Consider the following 21,103-nt stretch of genomic DNA (forward strand, 5'->3'; position numbering starts at 1 on the left):
GAGATGAGGCGCGACAGGTAGGCCGACATGGCGCCCACGGGCCGGGCGATGGACATGTCGTTGTCGTTGAGCACGACGATCAGGCGCGACCTCATCGCGCCCGCGTTGTTCATCGCCTCGTAGGCCATGCCCGCCGACATGGCGCCGTCGCCGATCACCGCGATCACCGCCTGCGAAGACCGGTCGGGCGCGGCCCCGCCGCCCGGCAGCGGCACCCCGCCCCCGCCTTGCGCCCCCAGCAGGTCGCGCGCGACCGCCATGCCGAGCCCGGCCGAGATCGAGGTGGAGGAGTGCGCGGCGCCGAACGGGTCGTACTCGCTCTCCGCGCGCCGGGTGAAGCCGGACAACCCGCCCCCCTGGCGGAGCGTGCGCATGCGGTCCCGCCGGCCGGTGAGGATCTTGTGCGGGTAGGCCTGGTGCCCGACATCCCAGATCAGCCGGTCGTTGGGCGTGTCGAAGATGGCGTGCAGCGCCACCGTCAGCTCCACCACCCCAAGGCTCGCCCCGAGATGCCCCCCCGTGGTCGAAACCACCTCCACCGTCTCCGCCCGCAACTCATCGGCCAGCTGACGCAACTGCTCGGCCGACAGGTTCCGCATGTCGGACGGTACCAACACGCGATCCAACAATGGCGTCCGAGGGCGGGATGGCGGCAACACAGGCATCAAGGAAGGTCCTCGGGGCGTCGGGATCAGGCCGCGATCAGCTGCGGGAGGATCTCCTCCCGGGCGCGGCTGACATCATCAGGGAAATCGATCTCGACCCAGGGCAGGGCGGTCACGTCGGCGGCGCGGAAGCGACTGGGCTCGGCCAGGATGAGATCGCGGATCGCTTCCTCGTACTCCAGCTCCGTCCGCCCTTGCTCAACATAGGATGCACAGCGGTCGGCCAGTGCCGCAGCCATCGCGGCGGAGAAGCGGAAGAAGCCCACGGATTCACCGTGGCGGTCATGGGCGTGCTCGGGGCGCTTGCGGAAATCCACGATCCTCTCGCCTTGGAAGCAGATCTTCACGGGCTCGTCGCCCGGCTCGATCTCGCGGTCCAGCAGGAGGATGTTCTCGCCGGGGGCTGCAACGAGAGTGGCGAGCATGCGATGGTCGTAGAGGACGTCGCCGTCCATCAGCAGCACCGGCTGCCCTGCCCGCAGCATCTCAGCCTGCACGTGGAGCGAGACAAGGCTGCCCTCGCGATAGTGGGGATTGGGCACGAAGCGCACCCGATCCGACCAGCCGAGGCGCGCGACCTCCGCCTCGACGAGTTCGCGGCAATGTCCGACGGTGATGCTCACCTTCGTGATGCCGTTTTGCTCGAGGGCATGGAGATGACGGGAAAGTAAGGTTCGGCCGCCGAATTCAAGAAGGATCTTCGGCCCTTCTTGTGCCTCCCCGAGCCGCCGCCCAACTCCTGCGGCGAGGATGATCGCCGAGGCGGGACGTGTGGAATCGCTCAATCCGGGGTTCCCAATATTGGCCTGCCGATCGTGTGAAGGTAGGATGACGGGTGTGGGCCTGGCAAGTTCGGAGGCGCGTGTCGCCGTCGGACCCGGTGCTAAACGGCCCGCCGCCAGCGGAGAATACGCCTTGAGCGAAGCGACGCCCCCTGCCACGCGGCCCCGCGCGGCCGCCCCCACCACCCGCTTCGCGGCGCTGCGGCAGGAGATAGCCTCGCCGACGCTCTCCTTCCTGATGGAGGCGCATGACGGTATCTCCGCCAAGCTCGTTCAGGAGGCGGGGTTCCGCGGCGTCTGGGCCTCGGGCCTGACGACCTCGGCCGCGCTCGGGCTGCGCGACAGCAACGAGGCGTCCTGGACGCAGGTGCTGGACGTGCTCGAATACATGGCGGACGCGACCACGCTGCCGATCCTGGTGGATGGCGATACCGGGCACGGCAACTTCAACAATGTTCGCCGCTTCGTGCGGAAGCTTTGCGAGCGCGGCATCGCCGGCGTCTGCATCGAGGACAAGCTCTTCCCGAAGACGAACTCCTTCATCGGCGAGGCACAGCCGCTGGCGGACGTGGACGAGTTCTGCGGCCGCATCAAGGCCGGCAAGGACAGCCAGACGGATGACGACTTCGTGCTCGTCGCGCGGGTCGAGGCGCTGATCTCCGGCCAGGGCATGGAGGAGGCGCTGCGCCGGGCGGAGGCCTATCACGCGGCCGGTGCCGACGCGATCCTCATCCACTCCAAGAAGTCGGACGCGCAGGAGATTTTCGAGTTCTCCGAGCGCTGGGCCAACCGCGCGCCGGTCGTGATCGTGCCGACGATGTACTACTCCACGCCGACGGACCTGTTCCGCCAGGCCGGCATCTCCACGATTATCTGGGCGAACCACCTCCTGCGCTCCTCCATCGCCGCCATGCGCGAGACGGCGGCGCGCATCCACGAGGACCAATCCCTCGTGCGCGTGGAGGGCAGCGTCGCCACCGTGAAGGACATCTTCCGCATTGTTGGCAATGCGGAGCTGGAGGAGGCAGAGCGCCGCTACCTGCCGGCCCGCCCGGCGGTCTCGGCCGTGGTGCTGGCGGCCTCGGGCGGCGAACTGGCGGGGATGGAGCCTGGGCAGCCGAAATGCATGGCCGATATTCGCGGCCAATCGCTGCTCGCGCGCCTTGTCGGCACGCTGCGGGAGAGCGGCGTGCGCGACGTCTCTGTTGTGCGCGGCGCGCATAAGGAGGCGGTGACGCTGCAGGGCGTCCGCATGGTCGACAATGACCGCTACGCCACGACCGGCGAGGCTTGGTCGCTGGCCTCGGCGCGGGACGCGATCCGTGGCGAGACCGTGGTGGCCTATGGCGACGTGCTGTTCCGCCGCTACATCCTCGACAGCCTTCTCACCAGCCGCGCCGATGTCGTCGTGGCCGTGGACACGCTGGGCGCCACGCAGACGCGGCCGAACCAGCGCGACCTCGTCGTCGCGGACCGCCGCTTCTCCGGCGACTATCTCGACGACAGCCCGGCGACGCTGCGTCGCATGGCGCACGAGGTTCCGCAGGCGGAGATCTGCGGCGAGTGGATGGGTCTTGCCCGCTTCAGCGCTCGCGGCGCCGAGTGGCTGCGCGAGGAGATCGCGGCCATGGAGGCCGAGGGCGTGCTGGAAGGTGCCGATATGCCGACGCTACTGACCCGCATCGCGGCGAAGCACCCGGTGCGCGTGAAGTACTTCACCGGCCACTGGCTGGACGTGGACACCCTGACCGACCTGGCCGAAGCGCGAAACTTCACCTGATGATCACCGCGGAAGACTTCATCGTCGAGGCCGGTCATGCCGGCTTCGACTTCTACACGGGCGTCCCCTGCAGCTTCCTCACGCCGCTGATCAACGGCGTGCTCTCCGCGCCGTCGCTCGCCTATGTCGGCGCGGCGAGCGAGGGGGAGGCGGTGGCCATCGCTTCCGGCGCCTGGCTCGCGGGGCGGCGCACGGTGGTGATGTGCCAGAACTCCGGCCTGGGGAACGCGGTGAACCCGCTGACCTCGCTGAACGCCCCTTTCAAGATCCCGACGCTGTTCCTCACGACCTGGCGCGGCGAGCCCGGCATTCCCGACGAGCCGCAGCACGAGGTGATGGGGCGCATCACGCAGGACCTGATCTCGCTCATGGGGCTGGAGCAGGCGCCCTTCCCGGCGGGGAGCCAGGCGCTGCGCCCGGCGCTGAGCCACGCGGTGGAGCGGATGGAGGCGACGGGCCTGCCCTTCGCCTTCGTCGTGCGCAAGGACGATGTGGCCGACACGCCGCTCAATGCCGCGCCGCGCGCCCTTCCGCCGCCCGGCCGGCGCGAGGACTATCCGGGCGAGGGGCCGCGCCCCTCCCGCGTCGCGGTGCTGGAACGCTTCCTCTCGATCGTGCCCGAGGAGGCCGCTGTCATCGCGACCACCGGCAAGTGCGGGCGGGAGCTCTTCACCCTCGCGGACCGGGCGCAGCACCTCTATCAGGTCGGCTCCATGGGCGCGGCCAGCGGCATGGCGCTCGGCGTCGCGCTGAACAGCCCGCGCCCCGTGGTGGTGCTGGACGGCGACGGCGCGGCGCTGATGAAGCTGGGCACCTTCGCGACCATCGGTGCCTATGCCCCCGCCAACCTCGTGCACGTGCTGCTGGACAACGGTGTGCATGACTCCACGGGCGGCCAGGCGACGGTCTCGGCCTCCGTTGATTTCGCGGCCGTCGCGCTCGCCTGCGGCTATCGGCAGGCGTTCCTTGCCGAAAGCCTGGACGGCTTCGAGGCTGCCTTCCGCGCGGCGCTGGCAGGCGGCGGCCCCTCCATGATCCATCTGCGGATCGCCCCTGGCTCCATGGCGAAGCTCGGCCGCCCCACGGTGGGCCCGGCCGAGGTGGCGCGGCGGTTCCAGGCCTTCCTGGCCTCCCCGGTGTGATCCTCTCGAGTGCCGTCGGGCTGCTGGTGGGGCTCGTCCTCGCCGGCGTGCTCATTGCGATGAACGATCCCGCCCGGATCCTGCACCTGCTGCTGGAGACGGGGTGGTGGATGGTGCTCGTCGTGGCGCTGAACGTCGCGCAGATCTTCGCCTCCGCCGCCGGCTGGGGGCCGCTGATCGATGACCCGCGACGGCCCGGTATCCTCGGCCTCGCGCGGATGCGCTGGATCAGGGTGGCGACCAACGCGATCCTTCCGGTGGTGCAGGCGCTGGGGGAGTTGGTGCGGGCGCAGCTTCTCTTTCGTGAAGGGGTCGCGAAGGTACGGGTGATCGCGAGTGTCGCGACCGACCTTGGCACGGAGATGGCCTCGCAGATCGTCTTCTCGCTTCTCGGCCTGGCGGTGCTGATGACCATCCCGCACGCTGCGGGGGACTCCACCACGCTCTGGGCGGTGGTCGGCACCCTCCTGGGCGCGGGGCTCACGGGTGCCTTCATGGCCGCGCATCGCTGGGGGCTGTTCCGCTTCATCGAGCGGATGCTGCCGGGCCTTGCCGCGCGCGTCGGCTGGACCTCGCTCGGGGAGTTGTCGGGCCTGAACGACGCCGTCGTGGGGCTCTACCGCGAGCCAGGGCGGCTCTGGCGCAGCGGCGGCTGGCACATGCTTTCCTGGCTGATCGGCGTACTCGAGACCTGGGCCGCGCTGCAGGCAGTCGGTGCGGAGGCGGGGATCGCAGAGGCGCTGGTGATCGAGAGCCTCGGCCAGGCGGTGCGCAGCGCCGGCTTCTTCATCCCCGGCGCCCTCGGCCTGCAGGAGGGCGGCTACGTCCTCATCTGCGCGCTGTTCGGCATTCCCCCGGACAAGGCCATCGCGCTCGTCCTCGTTCGGCGGCTGCGGGACGTGATCCTCGGCGTGCCCGGCGTGATCGTCTGGCGCTGGGGCGCGGCGGCGGACCGTGCCAACATCCCCGCGACCGAGGCGAGAGGCCATCTATGAGCGAAAGCCCCATCCTTCTCACGCCGGGACCGCTGACGACCTCCATCGAAACGCGCCGCGCCATGCTGCGCGACTGGGGCTCGCGCGACCCCGCCTTCATCGCGCTCACCGCCGAGCTGCGCGCGCGGCTGTTGGCCGTGGCGCGGGGGGAGGGCACGCATGTGGCGGTGCCCTTGCAGGGTTCCGGCACCTTCATCGTCGAGGCCGCCATCGCGACGCTGATCGGGCCCACCGACAAGCTGCTGGTGCTAATCAACGGCGCCTATGGCGAGCGGATGGTCACCATCGGGAAGCGCATGGGCCGCGCGGTCGAGGCCATCCGCTGGGCCGAGGACCGGCCGGTGGAGCCCGCGCGGGTCGCGGAGGCGCTGCGCGCGGACCCTTCCATCACCCATGTCGCCCTCGTGCATTGCGAGACCACCACGGGCATCCTGAACCCGCTGGAGGATGTTGCGGCCATCGTGGCCGGGGCCGGGCGCGCGCTGCTGCTGGACGCGATGAGCAGCTTCGGCGCCCTGCCGATCGACCTTTCCACCACGCCCGTGACGGCCGTGCTCGCCTCCTCCAACAAGTGCCTTGAGGGGGTGCCGGGCCTCGGCTTCGCGCTGGTGGAGCCGCCGGCGCTGGAGCGCGCGAAGGGGGTCAGTCCCTCCCTCTCCTTCGATCTCCACGCCCAGTGGAAGGGCTTCGAGGCAGATGGCCAGTGGCGCTTCACGCCCCCGGTGCAGGTCGTCGCCGCGCTGGTCGAGGCGCTGCGCCTGCTGGAGACCGAGGGCGGCCCAAAGGCACGCCACGCCCGCTACAGCGACAACTTCCGCACGCTGCTGGCGGGAATGCGGCGGCTGGGCTTCGAGCTGTTCCTGGACGAAGCGGTGCAGGCGCCGATCATCGCGACCTTCCACCTTCCGGCCGATCGCGGCCTCGCCTTCCGCCCCTTCTACGAAGCGCTGGCGGCGCGCGGCTTCCTCATCTACCCCGGCAAACTGACCCAGGCGGAGACCTTCCGCATCGGCTGCATCGGGGCGCTGGACCGCCACGACTTCGAACGCCTGCTGGAAGCAGTTGCCGAAACGGTCAGGGTGCTCGAAGCCGCCTGATCAGCGGCCTTGGCTGGCCCGCGCCTGACGCGCGCCGCTGATGCCGATCCAGAGGGCGGCGAGCGGCGTGATGATCGCGGCCGCGACGAGCATCGGCGCCGTGGCGCCGAGCCAGACGAGCACGGGCACGAAGACCAGGAGATCGTCCGGATCAATATTGATTCCCGGCGAGAGCACGAAGGTGCGAACCGAGGCGATCCGGATCACGTTGAGCTGCCAGAACAACGTGCCGATGCCGACACCCGCTACGAGGCCGAGCAGGGGCCAGAGCAGCCCCGCCGGCGCGCCCGATCCGAGACCGAGCCCGATGAAGGCGATCATGTTGGAGGTGCAGTCGCTGATCAGGTCGTAGCGGTGCCCGGCGGCGCTCGATTGGCCCGTCTGGCGCGCCAACTCCCCGTCCGCGCGGTCGAGCAGCATGGAGAGAAGGAAGATTGCCCCGCCGATGGCCGGCCAGGACCCCGGTCCCGCGAAGGCCACGGCCGCCGCGATCCCGGTGATGACACGCACGGTCGTCACCTGGTTCGGCGTTACCCCGCTCGGCGCCACGGCCCGCACGGCCGGGCGGACGATGCGGTGGATGACGGTATTGGTGCTCACCTCAGGCCCTCGCGGGCTCGGTGGCGGGCTTGGCCTTGCCCATGAAGCGGCGGGCGAGGCGGATCACGAAGGGCACGGTCGTCGGGCGCAGCAGGCGCGGGTCGTAGCCGGCCATGCGGCGCCGGTCCTCGGCGAGGCAGATGTCGATCATCTCGGCCGCGGTCATCGTCACGCCGATGGAGCCGGAGGTCGCGGTGAAGTTCGTATCCTTGGACGCGCTGCCCATGTCGCGCGCCATCACCAGCCGGTCCCAGATGAGGACGGCCCAGACGGCGGCGGTCTTTGCCAGGAAGTAGGGCTTGCGCCACCAGGGCTGCTGCGCCCGCGCCCAGGCCGCCCAGTTCGCGAAGAAGAGGATATGGCGCGCCTCCTCCTGGATGACGGGCTCGAAGGTGTCCACGAGGTCGGGTGGGAAATAGCCCGAGCGGCGCGCGGCCTCGAAAAGGCCGAAGGCGAAGAAGCTGTCGATGCACTCGCTATAACCAGTGCGCATCCAGCCCCATTCGACGTCACGGAAGCCCTTGTACTCGGGCTCCGGCTCCAGCACGACGCCATAGGCCTCGACGAGGTTCGAGAGCACCTTCTTGTGCCGTGCCTCCTCGTTGCCATCCATCACCATCGCCTCGTGGAGGAGGGGATCGGTGATCGTCGCGGCATAGTCGAGCACGCGAAGCGACGCGCGGCCCTCGGTCTGCACGGCGATATCCCAGATCGGCAGGCTGGTCAGCCGGGCATGCGCCTCGGGGTCGAGCTTCGGCCAGTCGAGCACGCGTGGCTTGTAGGGGTTGTGCGTCTCCAGCAGCATCCGCGCGAACATGACCATGTGATCACGGCTGCCCACGCGGACGGGACCGGGCTTGTCGAAGGTCCAGTTCCGGGCCTCGTGGTCCGCGGCCGCGACGCTCGCCCGGTCGGTGGGCACAAGGTCGAAGGGTGGGGCATCGGGCCGGCCGGCCGGGGGGCTGGCCGAGGAACTGGAGGGCATGCGGAATCCCCGATATGGCGGGCGGCGGGCCCGTCGCTGCCGGGTCGCGCCCGGGTGGTTGGCCCGGATTAATGGCACTGTGTCCGGAAAGCGCAACCCGATGGCAACCGGCCTGCTCGCCGTTTCGGGATGGGACGACCCCGTAGGAAAAATGCAACAGGCCGGTCTAGCCTCCGCAACGCGCCGATTCACGACGCGCCATCACGGAGGATGGCCCTGCATGCGGGTTCTTCTGGCCCAGCCCCGCGGCTTCTGCGCGGGTGTCGTCCGGGCGATCGAGATCGTCGAGCGCTCCATCCGGAAGTTCGGTGCCCCGGTCTATGTCCGGCACGAGATCGTTCACAACCGTCACGTGGTCGAGACGCTGCGCGGGCAAGGCGCGGTCTTCGTTGAGGAACTCTCCGAGGTGCCGGACGGGGCCGTGACCATCTTCAGCGCCCATGGTGTGGCGCGATCGGTAGAGGACGAGGCGGCGGCCCGCGGCCTGCCGGTGCTGGACGCCACCTGCCCGCTCGTCGCGAAGGTGCACCAGCAGGGAAGGCGCTACGCCGCCCGGGGCCGGACCTTAGTGCTCATCGGCCATGCCGGGCACGCGGAGGTGGAGGGCACGATCGGGCAGGTGGAGGCGCCCATCCACCTTGTCGCCAGCGTGGAGGACGTGGCGCGGCTCGACCTGCCGGAGAGCACGCCGCTCGCCTACCTTACCCAGACGACCCTCTCCGTGGACGACACGCGGGGGATTATCGCGGCGCTCCACGCGCGCTTTCCGGACCTGGAGGGGCCAGAGGTGTCGGGCATCTGCTACGCCACCCAGCACCGGCAGGCGGCGGTGCGAGAGCTCTGCGCCCAGGTGGACCTGCTGCTGGTGGTGGGCAGCCGGAACAGCTCCAACTCCACCCGCCTGCGCGAGATCGGGGAGGAGATGGGCCGGCCGAGTTACCTGATCGGCCATGGGGGGGAGCTGGACCCTGCCTGGATGGCGGGGGTTCGGACCGTGGGCCTGACCGCCGGAGCCTCGGCGCCGGAGGAGCTGGTCCTTGATGTCATCGCTGCCCTGCGTCGTCTCGGGGCCGGCGAGATTGCCCAGATGCCTGGAATCAGGGAGGATGTTGAATTCAGGTTGCCTGCCGAGCTGAGGGAACCCACCTCTGACCCGGCGGTTCAGGCAGCCCAGTAGTCAACGCCCACCGGCCATCCCCACTACCCAGCAAGAGGAGCGCAGTCTTGGGAATTCCGCTCGCCCAGGCCGCCCGGATCGGCACCTATCTGGTGAAGCAGCACCTCAGCGGCCGGAAGCGCTACCCGCTCGTGCTGATGCTGGAGCCGCTGTTCCGCTGCAATCTCGCCTGCGCCGGCTGCGGGAAGATCGACTACCCCAATGAGATCCTCAACCAGCGCCTCTCGGTCGATGACTGCATGGCGGCGATCGACGAGTGCGGGGCGCCGGTGGTGTCCATCGCGGGCGGCGAGCCGCTGCTGCACAAGGACATGCCGGAGATCGTGCGCGGCTATCTCGCGCGGAAGAAGTTCGTCATCCTCTGCACCAACGCGCTGCTGCTGACGAAGAAGATCGACGACTACAAGCCGAGCCCGGCCTTCACCTGGTCGATCCACCTCGATGGCGATCAGATAATGCACGACAAGTCCGTCTGCCAGGACGGCGTGTACGACAAGGCGGTGGAGGCGATCCGGCTCGCGAAGTCGAAGGGCTTCCAGGTCTCGATCAACTGCACCCTGTTCAACGACGCCGACCCCGAGCGCACCGCCCGCTTCTTCGACGAGGTGACGGCGATGGGGCTCGATGGCATCACCGTCTCCCCGGGCTACGCCTATGAGCGCGCGCCGGACCAGCAGCACTTCCTCAACCGCACCAAGACGAAGGAGCTGTTCCGCGGCATCCTCGCGCGCGGGCGCGGCGGCAAGGCCTGGCCCTTCACGCAGAGCCGCATGTTCCTCAACTTCCTGGCGGGCAACGAGGCCTATGCCTGCACGCCCTGGGGCAACCCGACGCGCACGGTGTTTGGCTGGCAGAAGCCCTGCTACCTGCTCGGCGAGGGTTACGCGAAGACCTTCAAGGAGCTGATGGACGACACCGAGTGGGACAAGTACGGCGTCGGCAACTACGAGAAGTGCGCGGACTGCATGGTGCATTCCGGCTTCGAGGCCTCGGCCGTGAAGCACATGGTGACGAACCCGATCAAGGCGCTGGCGGTGACGCTGGGCGGCATCCGCACCGAGGGGGCCATGGCGAAGGACATCCCGCTCGATAACCAGCGCCGCGCCGACTACGTCTTCTCCGGCCATGTGGAGAAGAAGCTGGCGGAGATCCGGGAGGCCAACCCGAAGGCCTCACGCCGGATCGAGATTCGCCACGGTGGTGGCCAGGGACCGGCCCAGCCGACCGTGGCCGCGGAGTAGGGCACGGAAGGCCCGCTCCGCCTCCCACCCCGTCCGGATCAGGTCGGGGAGCTGGAGCGGGGCGGCCATCAAGGCGCGGAGGACGGCGGGCAGGTCCATGCCCCCGTCCGGCCGCATCCCGACCCGCGCGGCCGGCGGCAGAGTCCGGTCGGCGGCATCGGACACCACCCGGGCGACGGCGAAGGGCAGGCCGTGGCACTGGGCCACGCGGGCGGCGACGTGGGATTCCATGTCCACCGAAACTGCCCCGATTTTCTGGTGCAGGGCGGACTTGGTCTCGGCCTCCGCTACCATCGCATCCGCCCCTAGCACCAATCCTGCCGTGGCGCCGGGCAGCGCGGCGCGCAGCCGCGCGGTCCAGGCGGGGTCGGTCCCGAAGCGGGCTGCGCCGTCAGCCACGCCACTCGCCACCACCCAGTCTCCGGGCCGCAGCCCCGGCGCGAGCGCGCCCGCGATGCCGATGCTGATGAGGCCGCGGGCCTCAGGCGCGAGCCGGTCGAGTTCCGTCTCCAGCCGCGCGCTGTCACCCCCGCCGGCGACCACCTCGATCCCCGGTGCCAAAAGGATGCGCCGCTCGCGCAGCAGCCCGGTGGCGGCGAGGATGGTCACGGGAGGCCGGGGCAGGGCCCCTCACATCCCATGAAGGACCCGGGTCGCATTGCCCTGCCGGAGGTTCCGGTACCGCGCCATGGCCCAGAGGGGGAAGAACTTCGGGTAGCCGTGGTAGCGCAGGTAGAAGACGCGCGGGAAGCCGCCGCCGGTATAGGCGTCCTGCTGCCAGAGCCCCGTCTCGTCCTGCGTGTCGCGCAGCCAGGCGATGCCGCGGGCAACCGCCGGATGGTCCACCTCGCCCGCCGCCATCAGCGCCAGCAGCGCCCAGGCCGTCTGCGAGGCGGTGGAGGGGAAGGGCTCGTAGCCGCGGTAGTCGAGGCGGTAGCTCTCGCAGTCCTCGCCCCAGCCGCCATCCGCGTTCTGAATGGAGATGAGCCAGTCCGCGCCGCGCCTCACGCTCGGCCGCGTCGCGTCGAAGCCGGCGGCGTTGAGGGCGATCATCGCGGACCAGGTGCCGTAGATGTAGTTCACGCCCCAGCGGCCGAACCAGCTCCCGTCTTCCTCCTGCTCGCGCTCGAGGTAGTCGATGGCGGCGCGCATTCGCGGGTTGTCCGGCGTCTCGCCGAGCTGCGCCATCATGCCGATGCAGCGCGCGCTGACATCGGCGGTGGGCGGGTCGAGCAGTGCGCCGTGGTCGGCGAAGGGGATGTTGTTGAGGTAGTCGTGCACGTTGTCGGCGTCGAAGGCGCCCCAGCCGCCGTTGCTGCTCTGCAGCCCCTGCGTCCACTCCGCCCCACGCGCGATGGCCTCGTCATGGGCCGTGCCGAGGCCGAGCTGGTGGCGCGCGCGGTCCATCGCCATCACGACCACCGCGGTGTCGTCGAGGTCGGGGTAGTAGGCGTTGCGGTACTGGAAGGCCCAGCCACCCGGGCGGACAAGCGGGCGCTGCTCCGCCCAGTCGCCGCGCACCTCGAGTTCCTGGAGTGGCCGCAGCCAGTCGAGGGCGCGCGGCACCGCCTCGGCGGCCTCGCCGCCCACCTCCAGCAGGGTGTGCGCCATCAGCGCCGTGTCCCAGACCGGGGAGACGCAGGGCTGGCAATAGGCCTCGTCCTCGCGGATCACGAGGAGCTTCTCGATCGACTGACGGGCGATCGCGCGGTCGGGGTGGTCAGGCGCGTAACCCAGTGCGTCGTACATCATCACGGCATTGGCCATGGCCGGGTAGATGGCGCCCAGCCCGTCCTCGCCGTTCAGCCGCTCCGTCACGAAGCTTACGCAGCGCGCGATGGCTCGCTGCCGTAGCGGGCGCGGCCAGACGGGATCGGCCTCCGTCAGCACGCGGTCGATCGCTCCGAAGAGCATCGCCCAGCCGCGCTGCTGGTGCGTGCGGGCGCGGCGACGGCGCAGGCGGGCCCGCACGAACAATTCCTGGATCCGCACGCCCCGTGGGTTGCGCGCCCGCACGCGAAGCGACTGGAGCACGAGCAGCGGCACGAGGACTGTGCGCGCCCAGTAGGACATGCGGGAGATGTGCACGGGGAACCAGCGCGGCAGGAGGATCATCTCCACCGGGATGGTCGGCACGCGCTTCCAGGAGAGTTCCCCGAAGAGGCAGAGGAGGATGCGCGTGAAGACATTCGCCCGCCCGGCCCCGCCATGGGCGAGGATGGCGGCGCGGGCGCGGGCCATGTGGGGCGCGTCCGGGTCGTCCCCGATCATCTTGAGGCAGAAATAGGCCTTCACGGACGCGCTGATGTCGAAGGCGCCCCCGTGAAAGAGCGGCCAGCCCCCGTGCTCGCCCTGGATGCGGCGAAGGTAGTTGCCGATCTTGCGCTCCAGCTCCGGGTCCTCGGGCTCGCCCAGGTGCTGGCGGAGAAGGATGTACTCGGCGGGGATGGTGGCGTCGGCCTCCAGCTCGAAGACCCAGTGGCCGTCCTCGCGCTGCTGGGCGCGCAGGGCCTCGGCCGCGCGGCCGATCCCTGCCTCGATTCCGTCCAGCCACGTGTCGTCGTTCCTGGCGAGCAGCTCGCCCGGCGCATCATTCATGCCGCCACAATCTCAGGATTCACGCCCTTTGGGGAGAGGGCGACGGCCGCCGCGACCTCCCCGGAACGCAGGGCACCCTCGATTGTGGCGGGTAGGCCAGTGTCGGTCCAATCTCCGGCCAGGGCGAGATTGTGCCAGGCAGTCCAGGCCTGTGGGCGCCGAGCGGCCTGGGCCGGGGTTGCGGCAAAGGTGGCGCGGCGCTCCTTCACGATTCTATTGGGTGGAACGGCGACGGGGAGATTGTGGACGGCCGCTACATCAGCCCAGAGCCGGGCCGGCAGGTCCTCGACCTCCAGCAGGTGGTCGGCGGCCGAGACCGTGACCGAGAGACGGTCCGGGAAGGCGAAGACCCAATCGGCCGTGCCGCCGACGATGCCGACCAGGGGCGAGGCGCCGGGCGGCGGCTCGGCGGCGAAATGGGCGTTCACGATGGGGCGGAATTCGTCGGGCGCGACGAGGCCGGGAAGCAGTTCCATCGCGGCCCAGGGCGGCACCGCGAGCACCACGGCATCACTCTCGCCCAGCGGCACCGGGCCATCCGCGAAGCCGAGCACCGAGACCCGGCCCTCCTCCAGCCCGAGCGCCCGCAGGCGGCGCCCAAGCTGGATCTCGGCCCCGGCGGCGCGGAGATGGGCCAGGGCCGGTTCCACGAAGGCGGCGTCGAGGGTCGGGCTCGCGATGCGCGGCCGGCTGGCGAGGCCGCCCTTGGCCAGACTTTCCCGCAGCACCGCGCCGGCGAGGTCTGCCGAACCCTCCTCCGGCGGGGTGTTGAGGACGGAGACAAGGAGCGGACGCAGCAGCCGGTCCCAGAGCGGGCCGCGGCAGGCCATCACCTCGTCGATCCGCTTGCCCGGGTGGCGGCGGAGCAGGGCGGCGAGCGCAAGATAGTCCCCTGGCCCGGTGCCAGGCACGCGGCGGCTGGGGAGGAGAATCCACCAGGGCAGGGGGCCATCGTTCGGGCGGATGGTCCAGCGCGCGCCGCTTGGGATGTCCATGAAGTCAAAGGCCGCACGGTCCGGGCCCGCCAGCCGGTCGGCCGCGCCGATGGCGTGGAGATACCGCTCGACGGCCGGGTTGCCGGAGAGGACGAGGTGGTTCCCGTTGTCGATGACCATGCCGAGCTGCGGGTCATGATAGGACCGGCAGCGCCCGCCCGCGTGCTTCGCGGCGTCAGTCAGCACGACATGCACCCCCGCCTCCGCCAGCGCGACGGCGGCCGAGAGGCCCGCCAGCCCCGCGCCGACGACGTGGACGCGGCTCGGCCGCGCGGGCTCCCTCAAGGCCCCGATCCCGGCGCCATGGCCTGGGCCCGCCCCTTCCACATGCCACCCCGCCCGCGCCAGACCTGCATCGCCGATTGGACCGTGAAGACCGTGTAGGCCGCCCCGATGGCCGGCAGCGCGAGGCCCCAGAGTGGCGAGACGCGGTAGAAGCGGAGCATCGGCTGGAAGGCGAGGGCCATCAGCAGCCAGGCGAGCAGCCCCGCCAGCCGCGCGGCGCCCGTGCCGAACAGCGCGAGGCCCGGCGGCACGAGATAGGTGAGCACCATCCCCGCCACCGTGCCCGCCAGCAGGATCGGTGAGTAGCGAAGCTGGGCATAGGCGGAGCGCGAGACCATCCGCCCGATCTCACCGACGCCGCCATAGGGCCGCAGGCTACGCGCCCGCTGGGTCAGAAGAAGGCGGATCGGCCCCTGGGCCTTCAGGCGGCGCGCGAGGGCGCAGTCGTCGATGATCTCGCGTCGGATGGAGGCGATGCTGCCCGCGCGCTCCAGCGCCTCCCGCCTCACCAGCATGCAGCCGCCGGCACCGGCCGCCATGGCGCGGTCCCGCCGCGCCACCCAGGCGAAGGGATAGAGCATGGCGAAGAAGAAGACGAAGGCGGGGATGAGGAAGCGTTCCGCCGCGCTCTCGCAGGAGAGGCGGGCCATGAGGGAAACAAGGGCGCAGCGCCCGGCCTCGGCCCGCGCGACGAGGGAGCGGAGGTTGTCCGGCGCGTGGCCGATATCGGCGTCGGTCAGCAGGATGTAGTCGGGCGCGGCGCCCGCGCGCCGTACGCCCTGCTCCAGCGCCCAGAGCTTGCCCGTCCAGCCCGCCGGCAGGGGCGCGCCCGCCAGCACTTCCAGCCGCTCCGCGCCCGCCGCCGCGCGCGCCGCTTCGGCCGTGCCGTCGGTGCTGCCGTCATCCACCAGCACGACGTGGAAGGGGCCGGGATAGTCCTGGGCGAGCAGGCTGCCGATGGAGCGCGCGATCACATCCGCCTCGTCCCGCGCCGGCACCACCGCGACGACCGAGGGCCAGGTGGCGGGCGGGGGCGGCGTGTCCCGGTCGTCCCTTTCCCGGCACAGCCAGAAGCCGCCGCGCGCGAGGACGAGAACGAGCCAGACCGCGAGCGCGACGAGCCCGGCGAGCAGCGCCGCCGTCATCCGAGCCGTCCCGCTTCGCGGAACCAGGCGATGGCGTCGGCCACCGCCTCGGCATAGGGGCGGGCGCGGTAGCCGAGCTCGTGCTCCGCCTTGGCCGAGGTGAAGAACATCCGGTAGCGCGACATCCGCAGCGCATCCACCGTCAGCAGCGGCTCCCTCCCCGTCACGCGCGCCACGGCCTCGGCCCCGAGGGCGATCGGGTAGAGGGGGCCGCGCGGCAGGCGGATGCGCGGGGCGCGGCGGCCGGTCTGGCGGGCGATCTCGGCCAGCAGGTCGCGCAGCGGCAGGTTCTCGCCGCCGAGGATGTAGCGCTCGCCGACCGCGCCGTGCTCGAAGGCGAGGAGATGGCCCTCGGCGATGTCGTCCACATGGGCGATGTTCAGGCCCGTATCCACGAAGGCCGGGATCTTGCCGCGGGCCGCGTCGAGGATCATCCGGCCGGTCGGCGTCGGGCGGATGTCGCGCGGGCCGACGGGAGTGGAGGGGTTCACGATGATGGCGGGCAGGCCTTCCTGCGCCACCATCCGCTCCACCTCGCGCTCCGCCAACGTCTTGCTTCGCTTGTAGGTGCCGATCGCCTCGTCCGGATCGAGTGGGGCGCTCTCGTCCACCGGGCCGGTGGCGCCGGCGACCTTCAGGGCGGCGACGCTGCTCGTGTAGACGATGCGCTCCACGCCCTCGGCCATCGCCGCTTGCATGAGGGCGCGCGTGCCGTCCAGGTTCACGCGGAGGATGGTGGCGGGATCCGGCGCCCAGAGCCGGTAGTCCGCCGCCACATGGAACAGGTGCCGCACGCCGCGAAGCGCCGTGCGCAGGGAGGCGGGATCCGTCAGGTCCCCTTCCACCAGCTCGCAGCCGAGCCCCGCCAGGTTCTCCCGCGGGCTGGACGGCCGCACCAGGGCGCGCAGCCGCACCCCGCGGGCGAGAAGAGCGCGCAGCACCGCGGAGCCGAGGAAGCCGGAGCCGCCCGTGACGAGCACGGAATCGCCCGCCTGGAGGGGGAAAGCCATCAAGGGGCGGGCGCGTCCAGCGGGGGCAGATAGGCTTCGCCGGGCGGGTGGGTCAGCAGGATACCGCAACTCCTGAAGGGCAGGCGCGGCCCGGCCGCGGCGGGGCCCGAACAGGGCGGCGCCCGGGCGGCGCGGCCGGCGGGAAGGTGAGGATTATGGCATTTCGCGCGGTCCGGCAATTTCGTGGCACGCCACAGTCGAGAACGGAACGGTTTGTCCGGTGGATCAATAATGACGCGACCTGCTACTTTGGCGACGGCACCTGTGATTCAGCGCCGTGCATCGGTGCCGTCGGAATGAGCCGCTCACCGCGCCGGCTTTCCCTCCTTGCTTTCGGCCTCACATCGCCCGACAAATCGCTCCTTACGATCTAGCCATGAGCCATATGCCGACGATAGAGATCCCTGGCGGAGCAGGCGCCTCGGCGATGCCAAAGGCCTGGATGTCGCCCGATGCCGTCGATTTCTCCCTGCGAGGTGCCCGGTCCGACGTCGATCTGTTCGGCTGGTACGAGGCTGAGCCGGCGGGCCGCTGGTCGAGGGCAGCTTTCGCCGAGGTCATCATCCCCGCGCCGCCGGGCACAAACGGTGTGGTGATGGTGGAGCTGCAGGGCCGCGTTTTCGGCACGGCAGTCGGCGGCCCGGCTCGGGTGCGGCTATCGGCCGATGATGGTCCGCCGGTTGAGGTGCTGTTCGAGAACGACCACTTCGCGACCGTGCAGGCCGTCCTCCGCTTCGTGCCCGCCGGGGACCGGCCGCGCAACCTGCGGCTCTCGCTCATGCGGATGGATTCCGTTTCGCCGGTTGAGGCGGGCGAGAGCGATGATGAGCGCAAGATCGGCATCTTTGCTGGCCGCATCGCCTTCCACTGGAACTGGAACTGGAAGGCAGGGGGCGAGGGCAGCTGATCCCGCGCCGGTCGTCACGGCGCCCAGCTTCGGCTCGCCTCCAGCCAGCGGCGCAGCGCCTCGGCGCCGCCCCGCGACAGGGACTCGCTGAGCGCGGGCTGCCGCAGCACCGCCCCCAGGCTGTTCCAGTGCGGCGGGCGCAGGAGAAAGCCGGTCACCGACTGCTGTATGGACTGCTGCGCGTACCAGTTCACGGAAGCCGCCATCACGGGCGCTTGACCGATACGCAACGGAGCTCGCCGGAAGCGGCGGCGGCATGGTTGCTGCAGCGGCTGGCGGCGATGGAAGCGATGCAGCTCACCGTCAATTCCGGCGTGGACCTCATGGAATGGAGCGATCTCGGACCGGCCGCCGTGCAGGCGGTCGAGCCTCTCCAGCCGGAGCCTGAGCCCTCGCTCCCGAGCGAGGCGCTGGTCGTCTGCGACCGGGAGATGCTGCGGGAGGGCTTCTACGACGCCGAGACGGGCGCGAACGGCCGTTCCTTCCGCTGGATCGGGCCTGAGCCGCGCGCGGCCGTCTTCCTGCCCCGCGTGGCGCAGCCGGCTGAGATCCGGCTCCTCGTCCACTCCGCCTTCTGCCCGGAGGTGCTGGGCGACGTCCGCGTTGCGCTCGACGGCGGCGCCCGGGCGACAGTGACCCTTGAGCAGGGGCCTGAGGGGCGTGTGCTGGTGGCGCAGCCGCCACCCGCCGAGGTGCCCCGCGGCGGCGCGATGCGTCTCGACATCGATGTCGTGCGCACGGACTCGCCGCTCAATCGCGGTCAGTCGGACCCGCGCATGCTCGGCATCGCGCTCCGGAGGATCGAGGCGCGCTCGGTCTGAACCGGCTGGGCGTCAGGCGCCCAGCCAATCCAACACCGGCGCCGCCATCCGCTGCGGGCTGAAGGACGCGGCCTGGGCGAGCGCCTTGGGTGCGAGTTCCGTCACGCGGCGCGCGTCGGACATCTCCTTCAGCGCCAGCGCGAACTCGTCCACCGAGAAGGGGTCGAAGAACAGGCCGGCATTGCCGATCACCTCCGGGAAGCTGGAGGTGAGGGAGGCGAGAACGGGCTTGCCGAGGCTCATCGCCTCCACTGCCGGGATGCCGAAGCCCTCGTAGACGGAGGGGAGGACGAGGAACTCGGCCGATCTCAGCAGGCGGTACTTCACGAACTCCGAAACGAAGCCGGTGAACTTCACGCGCTGCGCCAGTTCCGGCCGCAGCCGCGCCAGGGCCTGGTCCACCAGCCAGCCGCGCTTGCCGATCACGAAGAAGGTGAGGCGCGAGGCGGCGACGGCTGGATGCTCCAGCGCGCGCAGCAGCAGGTCGAGGTTCTTGCGCGGCTCGATCGTGCCGATCACCACGGCGTAGCGGCCCAGCTCCACCGACGGCAGGTTGCGCTCATAGGCCGCGAACTCCTCGGGCCAGTCCACGTACTGCATGAGCAGGCGCGTGCGGCGCTCGGCCCAGGGGAAGGTGGCGCAGACCGCGCGCCGCGTCGCCTCGGAGACGCAGAACACCACCTCGTCTGTCGAGAGCTCGTGGCGCATCGGGTCAAGGTGATGGGCGACGTTCCGCTCGTCATGCGTCTCCGGCATCACGAGCGTGCTCATGTCGTGGATCGTGCTCGCCTCGCGCGGCACGAGGTTCGGGTGGGATTTCACGGAGGGGTAGAAGAGCGGCAGCGCCGGGTCCAGCGGCGGGCGCTCCACCGCGTCGCGCTTGTCCAGTTGCGCGCGCAGGAAGGCGCCGGAGCCGTGGCGGATGGTTTCGCGCACCTCGGCGGCGTGGAGCTGCATCATCCGCACGCTGAAGGAGAGGTCCAGCCGCCCGCTGGCATCGAGCGCCTGCACCAGGCGGCGGGTGAAGGCGGAGATGCCGGTCCACTGGTCCTCGAGCAGCGGGCCGATATCGATATTCAGACGTGGGCGCGTGGCCGTCGTGCTCATGGCGCCTCGCTCAGCGTTACGCGCGGCACCTCGCCGACCGCGTCCTGCCGGAGCACGGCGACGGGCCGCCCGAGCCAGGAGGAGAGGAGGTTGCGGAAGCGGTTGACAGGATTCGTCCCCACCGGAACCTCGATCCGCTCGGCTGCGCCGTAGAAGTCGAGGCCGTAGCGCCAGAAGGCGATGCCCGGGTGGATCAACAGCGATTCCATCCGCAGCCCGCGCGGCGGCGCCGTGACGAACTGCACGTTCCAGGAGGGGCTGCGCGGGAAGGCGACGCGCGTTTCCGAGAAGGCGAGCGTCGCGGCCGCGATCCGGTCCGCCGCGCTCGGTGAGCCCTCGGGCCGCGAGAGTTCCAGCAGCAGCCGCTCCGGCCCGCCGAAGATCGCCCGCTGCACCCTCTCCGCCAAACCCCGCATGAAGACGCCGTCAGCCAGGGCAGTCTCGCTGAGGGGGACGTAGCGGATCGGCCGGTCCTCCGGCAGCGGCTCGCCGGCCGGCGCCGCCTTGACCGGCTGCGGGGCCGCATCGTCGTGGAGCCGGGCGGCGAGGAAGGGGAAGCGCTCCACCCGCCCCGCGTCGGGCGTGGTGCGCAGCCGGAGATGGACCGGCGGCGGGCGGTGCCAGGCGCCGCCGCAGCGGAAAGCCAGGCCACCGTTAATCTGGGAAGCGAGGCCGCTGAACAGCTCCGGCGCGATGCCGATCAGGCGCCGCAGCGCCGCTTCCTGCGCGGGGACGCCGCGGGGATAGAAGAACATGTGGTTGCGCAGGCCCGGCAGGGTGCGGAGCGTGTGGCCGTCGGTGAGGATGACGTGGTCCCGCGCGTTGCCGATGCGGTCATCCAGCCAGGCGCGGGAGCGGCCGTGGGTGAAGATCTCGGGCCGGGCCACGAATTGCAGCGGCACCGACTGCGCGTCCGCCTCGGCCGAGAGTAGCGCGAGGGCCGCGCGAAGCTCGACGGGCATGGCGATGTCGCGCAGCACCTCGCCCCCGAAGAGCGAGCCGGGCAAGCGCAGCCGGTCGATCCATGATCCGGGAATGGAAACCAGCAGGCGCCCCCGGATCTCGGGCAGCACCGCGTTGCGCTCGCTCATGACCGGCGGAACACGAAGGCGGGCGAGTTCGGCGCGGCGAGGAAACGTGGGCGCGCATGGAACTCGTCGCTGGCCGCGAGCAGGGCCAGCAGCCCGTAGGGCGAGAGGGCGCCCATCTCCAGCAGCGGGCCGTAGATGGCCAGCCCGTCCAGATCCACCGGCCGGCCGAGGACGTAGACATAAGCCGTGTGGATGAAGTCATCGATGCCGCGCCGGGTCATGAAGCTCTCCAGCACAGGGCCGTAGGCGCGGAGCTGCTCGATGGCGCCCGTCACGGTCGGGTCGGTGGCGATGACCTTGGAGATGGTGTTGCACGAGGGTTCGGCGCCCGCGCGGATCGGCAGGACGCGCGGCGACTCGATCTTCTGCTCGTGCTCGGGAACGCACAACTCGAGAGGCATCGCGGCCGCGTCCTCAATGGGCAGGGAGAGGCGCAGCCGGAAGGCGCACCAGCCGTGGCCGAATCGAACATTGGCGAGGTCCGCGCGGAAGAGGTTCGCGTGGCCCGCGGCGAGTTCCTCTCCCTCGGGGCTCCTGACGAGGACGGGGAGCGTCCGATCGGGCTCCTCATCGTCAAAGCACCAGCCCTCGACGAAGCCGAGGGGGGTGAGCGCGTCCAGGTGTCCCCGGATCACGGCGCCGAGTAGTCGGGCATGGAGGGTTCCGGTTTCACCATGTTC

21 protein-coding genes are annotated in these 21,103 nt (G+C 70.6%); 8 read left to right on the plus strand and 13 right to left on the minus strand.

The features are described 5' to 3' along the window. The coding region (locus tag BO39_RS17955; protein ID WP_281175566.1) for a 1-deoxy-D-xylulose-5-phosphate synthase N-terminal domain-containing protein at nucleotides 1–665 on the minus strand (665 nt) is incomplete at its 3' end. A 26-nt stretch (nucleotides 666–691) separates the two neighbouring features. Continuing rightward, on the minus strand, nucleotides 692–1,450 hold the full coding sequence (locus BO39_RS17960; RefSeq protein ID WP_043835993.1) for a phosphocholine cytidylyltransferase family protein: 759 nt from the start codon (nucleotides 1,448–1,450) through the stop codon (nucleotides 692–694). Nucleotides 1,451–1,580: 130 nt separating this feature from the next. On the opposite strand from BO39_RS17960, the gene aepX reads away from it, so the two are divergent. From aepX to BO39_RS17980, 4 genes are read left to right on the plus strand one after another with little or no spacing between them, the layout of a single operon-like run. Continuing rightward, the gene (aepX, locus tag BO39_RS17965) at nucleotides 1,581–3,227 is read left to right on the plus strand and encodes a phosphoenolpyruvate mutase (protein ID WP_052402265.1); all 1,647 of its coding nucleotides are present in this window, start codon (nucleotides 1,581–1,583) and stop codon (nucleotides 3,225–3,227) included. Further along, the gene (gene aepY / locus BO39_RS17970) at nucleotides 3,227–4,369 is read left to right on the plus strand and encodes a phosphonopyruvate decarboxylase (RefSeq protein WP_043835995.1); all 1,143 of its coding nucleotides are present in this window, start codon (nucleotides 3,227–3,229) and stop codon (nucleotides 4,367–4,369) included. Before aepX ends, aepY begins: the two co-directional genes overlap by 1 nt. Further along, nucleotides 4,366–5,364 carry a lysylphosphatidylglycerol synthase domain-containing protein gene (locus BO39_RS17975; protein WP_052402266.1) on the plus strand — a complete coding sequence of 333 codons (999 nt, stop codon included), beginning with the start codon at nucleotides 4,366–4,368 and terminating at the stop codon, nucleotides 5,362–5,364. The genes aepY and BO39_RS17975 overlap by 4 nt, the downstream gene beginning before the upstream one ends. Continuing rightward, on the plus strand, nucleotides 5,361–6,461 hold the full coding sequence (locus tag BO39_RS17980) for a 2-aminoethylphosphonate--pyruvate transaminase (protein WP_043835997.1): 1,101 nt from the start codon (nucleotides 5,361–5,363) through the stop codon (nucleotides 6,459–6,461). The genes BO39_RS17975 and BO39_RS17980 overlap by 4 nt, the downstream gene beginning before the upstream one ends. On the opposite strand, the gene BO39_RS17985 is transcribed toward BO39_RS17980, so the two are convergent. Beyond that, the gene (locus BO39_RS17985) at nucleotides 6,462–7,061 is read right to left on the minus strand and encodes a CDP-alcohol phosphatidyltransferase family protein (protein WP_043835999.1); all 600 of its coding nucleotides are present in this window, start codon (nucleotides 7,059–7,061) and stop codon (nucleotides 6,462–6,464) included. Between the two features lies 1 nt (nucleotide 7,062). Further along, nucleotides 7,063–8,046: a ferritin-like domain-containing protein gene (locus tag BO39_RS17990; RefSeq protein ID WP_245615250.1), complete on the minus strand. Its 984-nt coding sequence runs from the start codon at nucleotides 8,044–8,046 to the stop codon at nucleotides 7,063–7,065. A 220-nt stretch (nucleotides 8,047–8,266) separates the two neighbouring features. On the opposite strand from BO39_RS17990, the gene ispH reads away from it, so the two are divergent. Then, nucleotides 8,267–9,223 carry a 4-hydroxy-3-methylbut-2-enyl diphosphate reductase gene (gene ispH / locus BO39_RS17995; protein ID WP_043836001.1) on the plus strand — a complete coding sequence of 319 codons (957 nt, stop codon included), beginning with the start codon at nucleotides 8,267–8,269 and terminating at the stop codon, nucleotides 9,221–9,223. A 47-nt stretch (nucleotides 9,224–9,270) separates the two neighbouring features. Further along, nucleotides 9,271–10,464: an adenosyl-hopene transferase HpnH gene (gene hpnH, locus BO39_RS18000; protein ID WP_043836003.1), complete on the plus strand. Its 1,194-nt coding sequence runs from the start codon at nucleotides 9,271–9,273 to the stop codon at nucleotides 10,462–10,464. Here the strand turns inward: hpnH and BO39_RS18005 are convergent. The 5 genes from BO39_RS18005 to hpnA are packed head-to-tail and all read right to left on the minus strand — an operon-like array spanning nucleotide 10,396 to nucleotide 16,497. Then, on the minus strand, nucleotides 10,396–11,073 hold the full coding sequence (locus BO39_RS18005) for a phosphorylase family protein (RefSeq protein WP_043836005.1): 678 nt from the start codon (nucleotides 11,071–11,073) through the stop codon (nucleotides 10,396–10,398). The two genes, hpnH and BO39_RS18005, sit on opposite strands and share 69 nt — an antisense overlap. Nucleotides 11,074–11,094: 21 nt before the next feature. Beyond that, a complete protein-coding gene (gene shc / locus BO39_RS18010) occupies nucleotides 11,095–13,062 on the minus strand; it encodes a squalene--hopene cyclase (RefSeq protein ID WP_043836006.1) in 1,968 nt (655 codons plus the stop codon). Beyond that, the gene (hpnE, locus tag BO39_RS18015) at nucleotides 13,059–14,342 is read right to left on the minus strand and encodes a hydroxysqualene dehydroxylase HpnE (RefSeq protein WP_052402278.1); all 1,284 of its coding nucleotides are present in this window, start codon (nucleotides 14,340–14,342) and stop codon (nucleotides 13,059–13,061) included. The genes shc and hpnE overlap by 4 nt, the downstream gene beginning before the upstream one ends. Next, the gene (locus tag BO39_RS18020) at nucleotides 14,339–15,487 is read right to left on the minus strand and encodes a glycosyltransferase (RefSeq protein ID WP_043836007.1); all 1,149 of its coding nucleotides are present in this window, start codon (nucleotides 15,485–15,487) and stop codon (nucleotides 14,339–14,341) included. Before BO39_RS18020 ends, hpnE begins: the two co-directional genes overlap by 4 nt. Further along, the gene (gene hpnA / locus BO39_RS18025) at nucleotides 15,484–16,497 is read right to left on the minus strand and encodes a hopanoid-associated sugar epimerase (protein WP_043836008.1); all 1,014 of its coding nucleotides are present in this window, start codon (nucleotides 16,495–16,497) and stop codon (nucleotides 15,484–15,486) included. Before hpnA ends, BO39_RS18020 begins: the two co-directional genes overlap by 4 nt. A gap of 427 nt (nucleotides 16,498–16,924) precedes the next feature. On the opposite strand from hpnA, the gene BO39_RS18030 reads away from it, so the two are divergent. Further along, on the plus strand, nucleotides 16,925–17,404 hold the full coding sequence (locus tag BO39_RS18030; RefSeq protein ID WP_043836009.1) for a hypothetical protein: 480 nt from the start codon (nucleotides 16,925–16,927) through the stop codon (nucleotides 17,402–17,404). Between the two features lie 14 nt (nucleotides 17,405–17,418). Here BO39_RS18030 and BO39_RS18035 read toward each other — a convergent pair whose 3' ends face one another. Continuing rightward, complete coding sequence (locus BO39_RS18035) at nucleotides 17,419–17,610, minus strand: hypothetical protein (protein ID WP_043836012.1); 192 nt, start codon at nucleotides 17,608–17,610, stop codon at nucleotides 17,419–17,421. A 9-nt stretch (nucleotides 17,611–17,619) separates the two neighbouring features. On the opposite strand from BO39_RS18035, the gene BO39_RS18040 reads away from it, so the two are divergent. Then, complete coding sequence (locus BO39_RS18040; protein WP_156963736.1) at nucleotides 17,620–18,225, plus strand: hypothetical protein; 606 nt, start codon at nucleotides 17,620–17,622, stop codon at nucleotides 18,223–18,225. Between the two features lie 12 nt (nucleotides 18,226–18,237). On the opposite strand, the gene BO39_RS30110 is transcribed toward BO39_RS18040, so the two are convergent. Genes BO39_RS30110 through BO39_RS18055 form a run of 3 tightly spaced genes read right to left on the minus strand, consistent with a single transcriptional unit; the run spans nucleotide 18,238 to nucleotide 21,058 of the window. Continuing rightward, the gene (locus tag BO39_RS30110) at nucleotides 18,238–19,332 is read right to left on the minus strand and encodes a glycosyltransferase family 4 protein (protein ID WP_052402267.1); all 1,095 of its coding nucleotides are present in this window, start codon (nucleotides 19,330–19,332) and stop codon (nucleotides 18,238–18,240) included. Further along, nucleotides 19,329–20,423, minus strand: coding sequence for a hypothetical protein (locus tag BO39_RS18050; protein ID WP_043836017.1), 1,095 nt, complete (start codon nucleotides 20,421–20,423; stop codon nucleotides 19,329–19,331). The genes BO39_RS30110 and BO39_RS18050 overlap by 4 nt, the downstream gene beginning before the upstream one ends. Then, a complete protein-coding gene (locus tag BO39_RS18055; RefSeq protein ID WP_043836020.1) occupies nucleotides 20,420–21,058 on the minus strand; it encodes a DUF4214 domain-containing protein in 639 nt (212 codons plus the stop codon). The genes BO39_RS18050 and BO39_RS18055 overlap by 4 nt, the downstream gene beginning before the upstream one ends. Between the last annotated feature and the right edge of the window lie 45 nt (nucleotides 21,059–21,103).

The sequence above is a fragment of the Roseomonas aerilata DSM 19363 genome, assembly GCF_000711725.1.
Taxonomy (GTDB): domain Bacteria; phylum Pseudomonadota; class Alphaproteobacteria; order Acetobacterales; family Acetobacteraceae; genus Roseomonas; species Roseomonas aerilata.

Excerpts from the sequence above, each read along its gene's own strand:
- shc (WP_043836006.1), bottom strand. The coding sequence starts at position 13,062 with ATGAATGATGCGCCGGGCGAGCTGCTCGCCAGGAACGACGACACGTGG.
- BO39_RS18035 (WP_043836012.1), bottom strand. The coding sequence starts at position 17,610 with ATGGCGGCTTCCGTGAACTGGTACGCGCAGCAGTCCATACAGCAGTCG.
- hpnA (WP_043836008.1), bottom strand. The coding sequence starts at position 16,497 with ATGGCTTTCCCCCTCCAGGCGGGCGATTCCGTGCTCGTCACGGGCGGC.
- BO39_RS18020 (WP_043836007.1), bottom strand. The coding sequence starts at position 15,487 with ATGACGGCGGCGCTGCTCGCCGGGCTCGTCGCGCTCGCGGTCTGGCTC.
- BO39_RS18050 (WP_043836017.1), bottom strand. The coding sequence starts at position 20,423 with ATGAGCGAGCGCAACGCGGTGCTGCCCGAGATCCGGGGGCGCCTGCTG.
- BO39_RS18030 (WP_043836009.1), top strand. The coding sequence starts at position 16,925 with ATGCCAAAGGCCTGGATGTCGCCCGATGCCGTCGATTTCTCCCTGCGA.
- ispH (WP_043836001.1), top strand. The coding sequence starts at position 8,267 with ATGCGGGTTCTTCTGGCCCAGCCCCGCGGCTTCTGCGCGGGTGTCGTC.
- BO39_RS17980 (WP_043835997.1), top strand. The coding sequence starts at position 5,361 with ATGAGCGAAAGCCCCATCCTTCTCACGCCGGGACCGCTGACGACCTCC.
- BO39_RS30110 (WP_052402267.1), bottom strand. The coding sequence starts at position 19,332 with ATGAGCACGACGGCCACGCGCCCACGTCTGAATATCGATATCGGCCCG.
- BO39_RS17990 (WP_245615250.1), bottom strand. The coding sequence starts at position 8,046 with ATGCCCTCCAGTTCCTCGGCCAGCCCCCCGGCCGGCCGGCCCGATGCC.
- aepY (WP_043835995.1), top strand. The coding sequence starts at position 3,227 with ATGATCACCGCGGAAGACTTCATCGTCGAGGCCGGTCATGCCGGCTTC.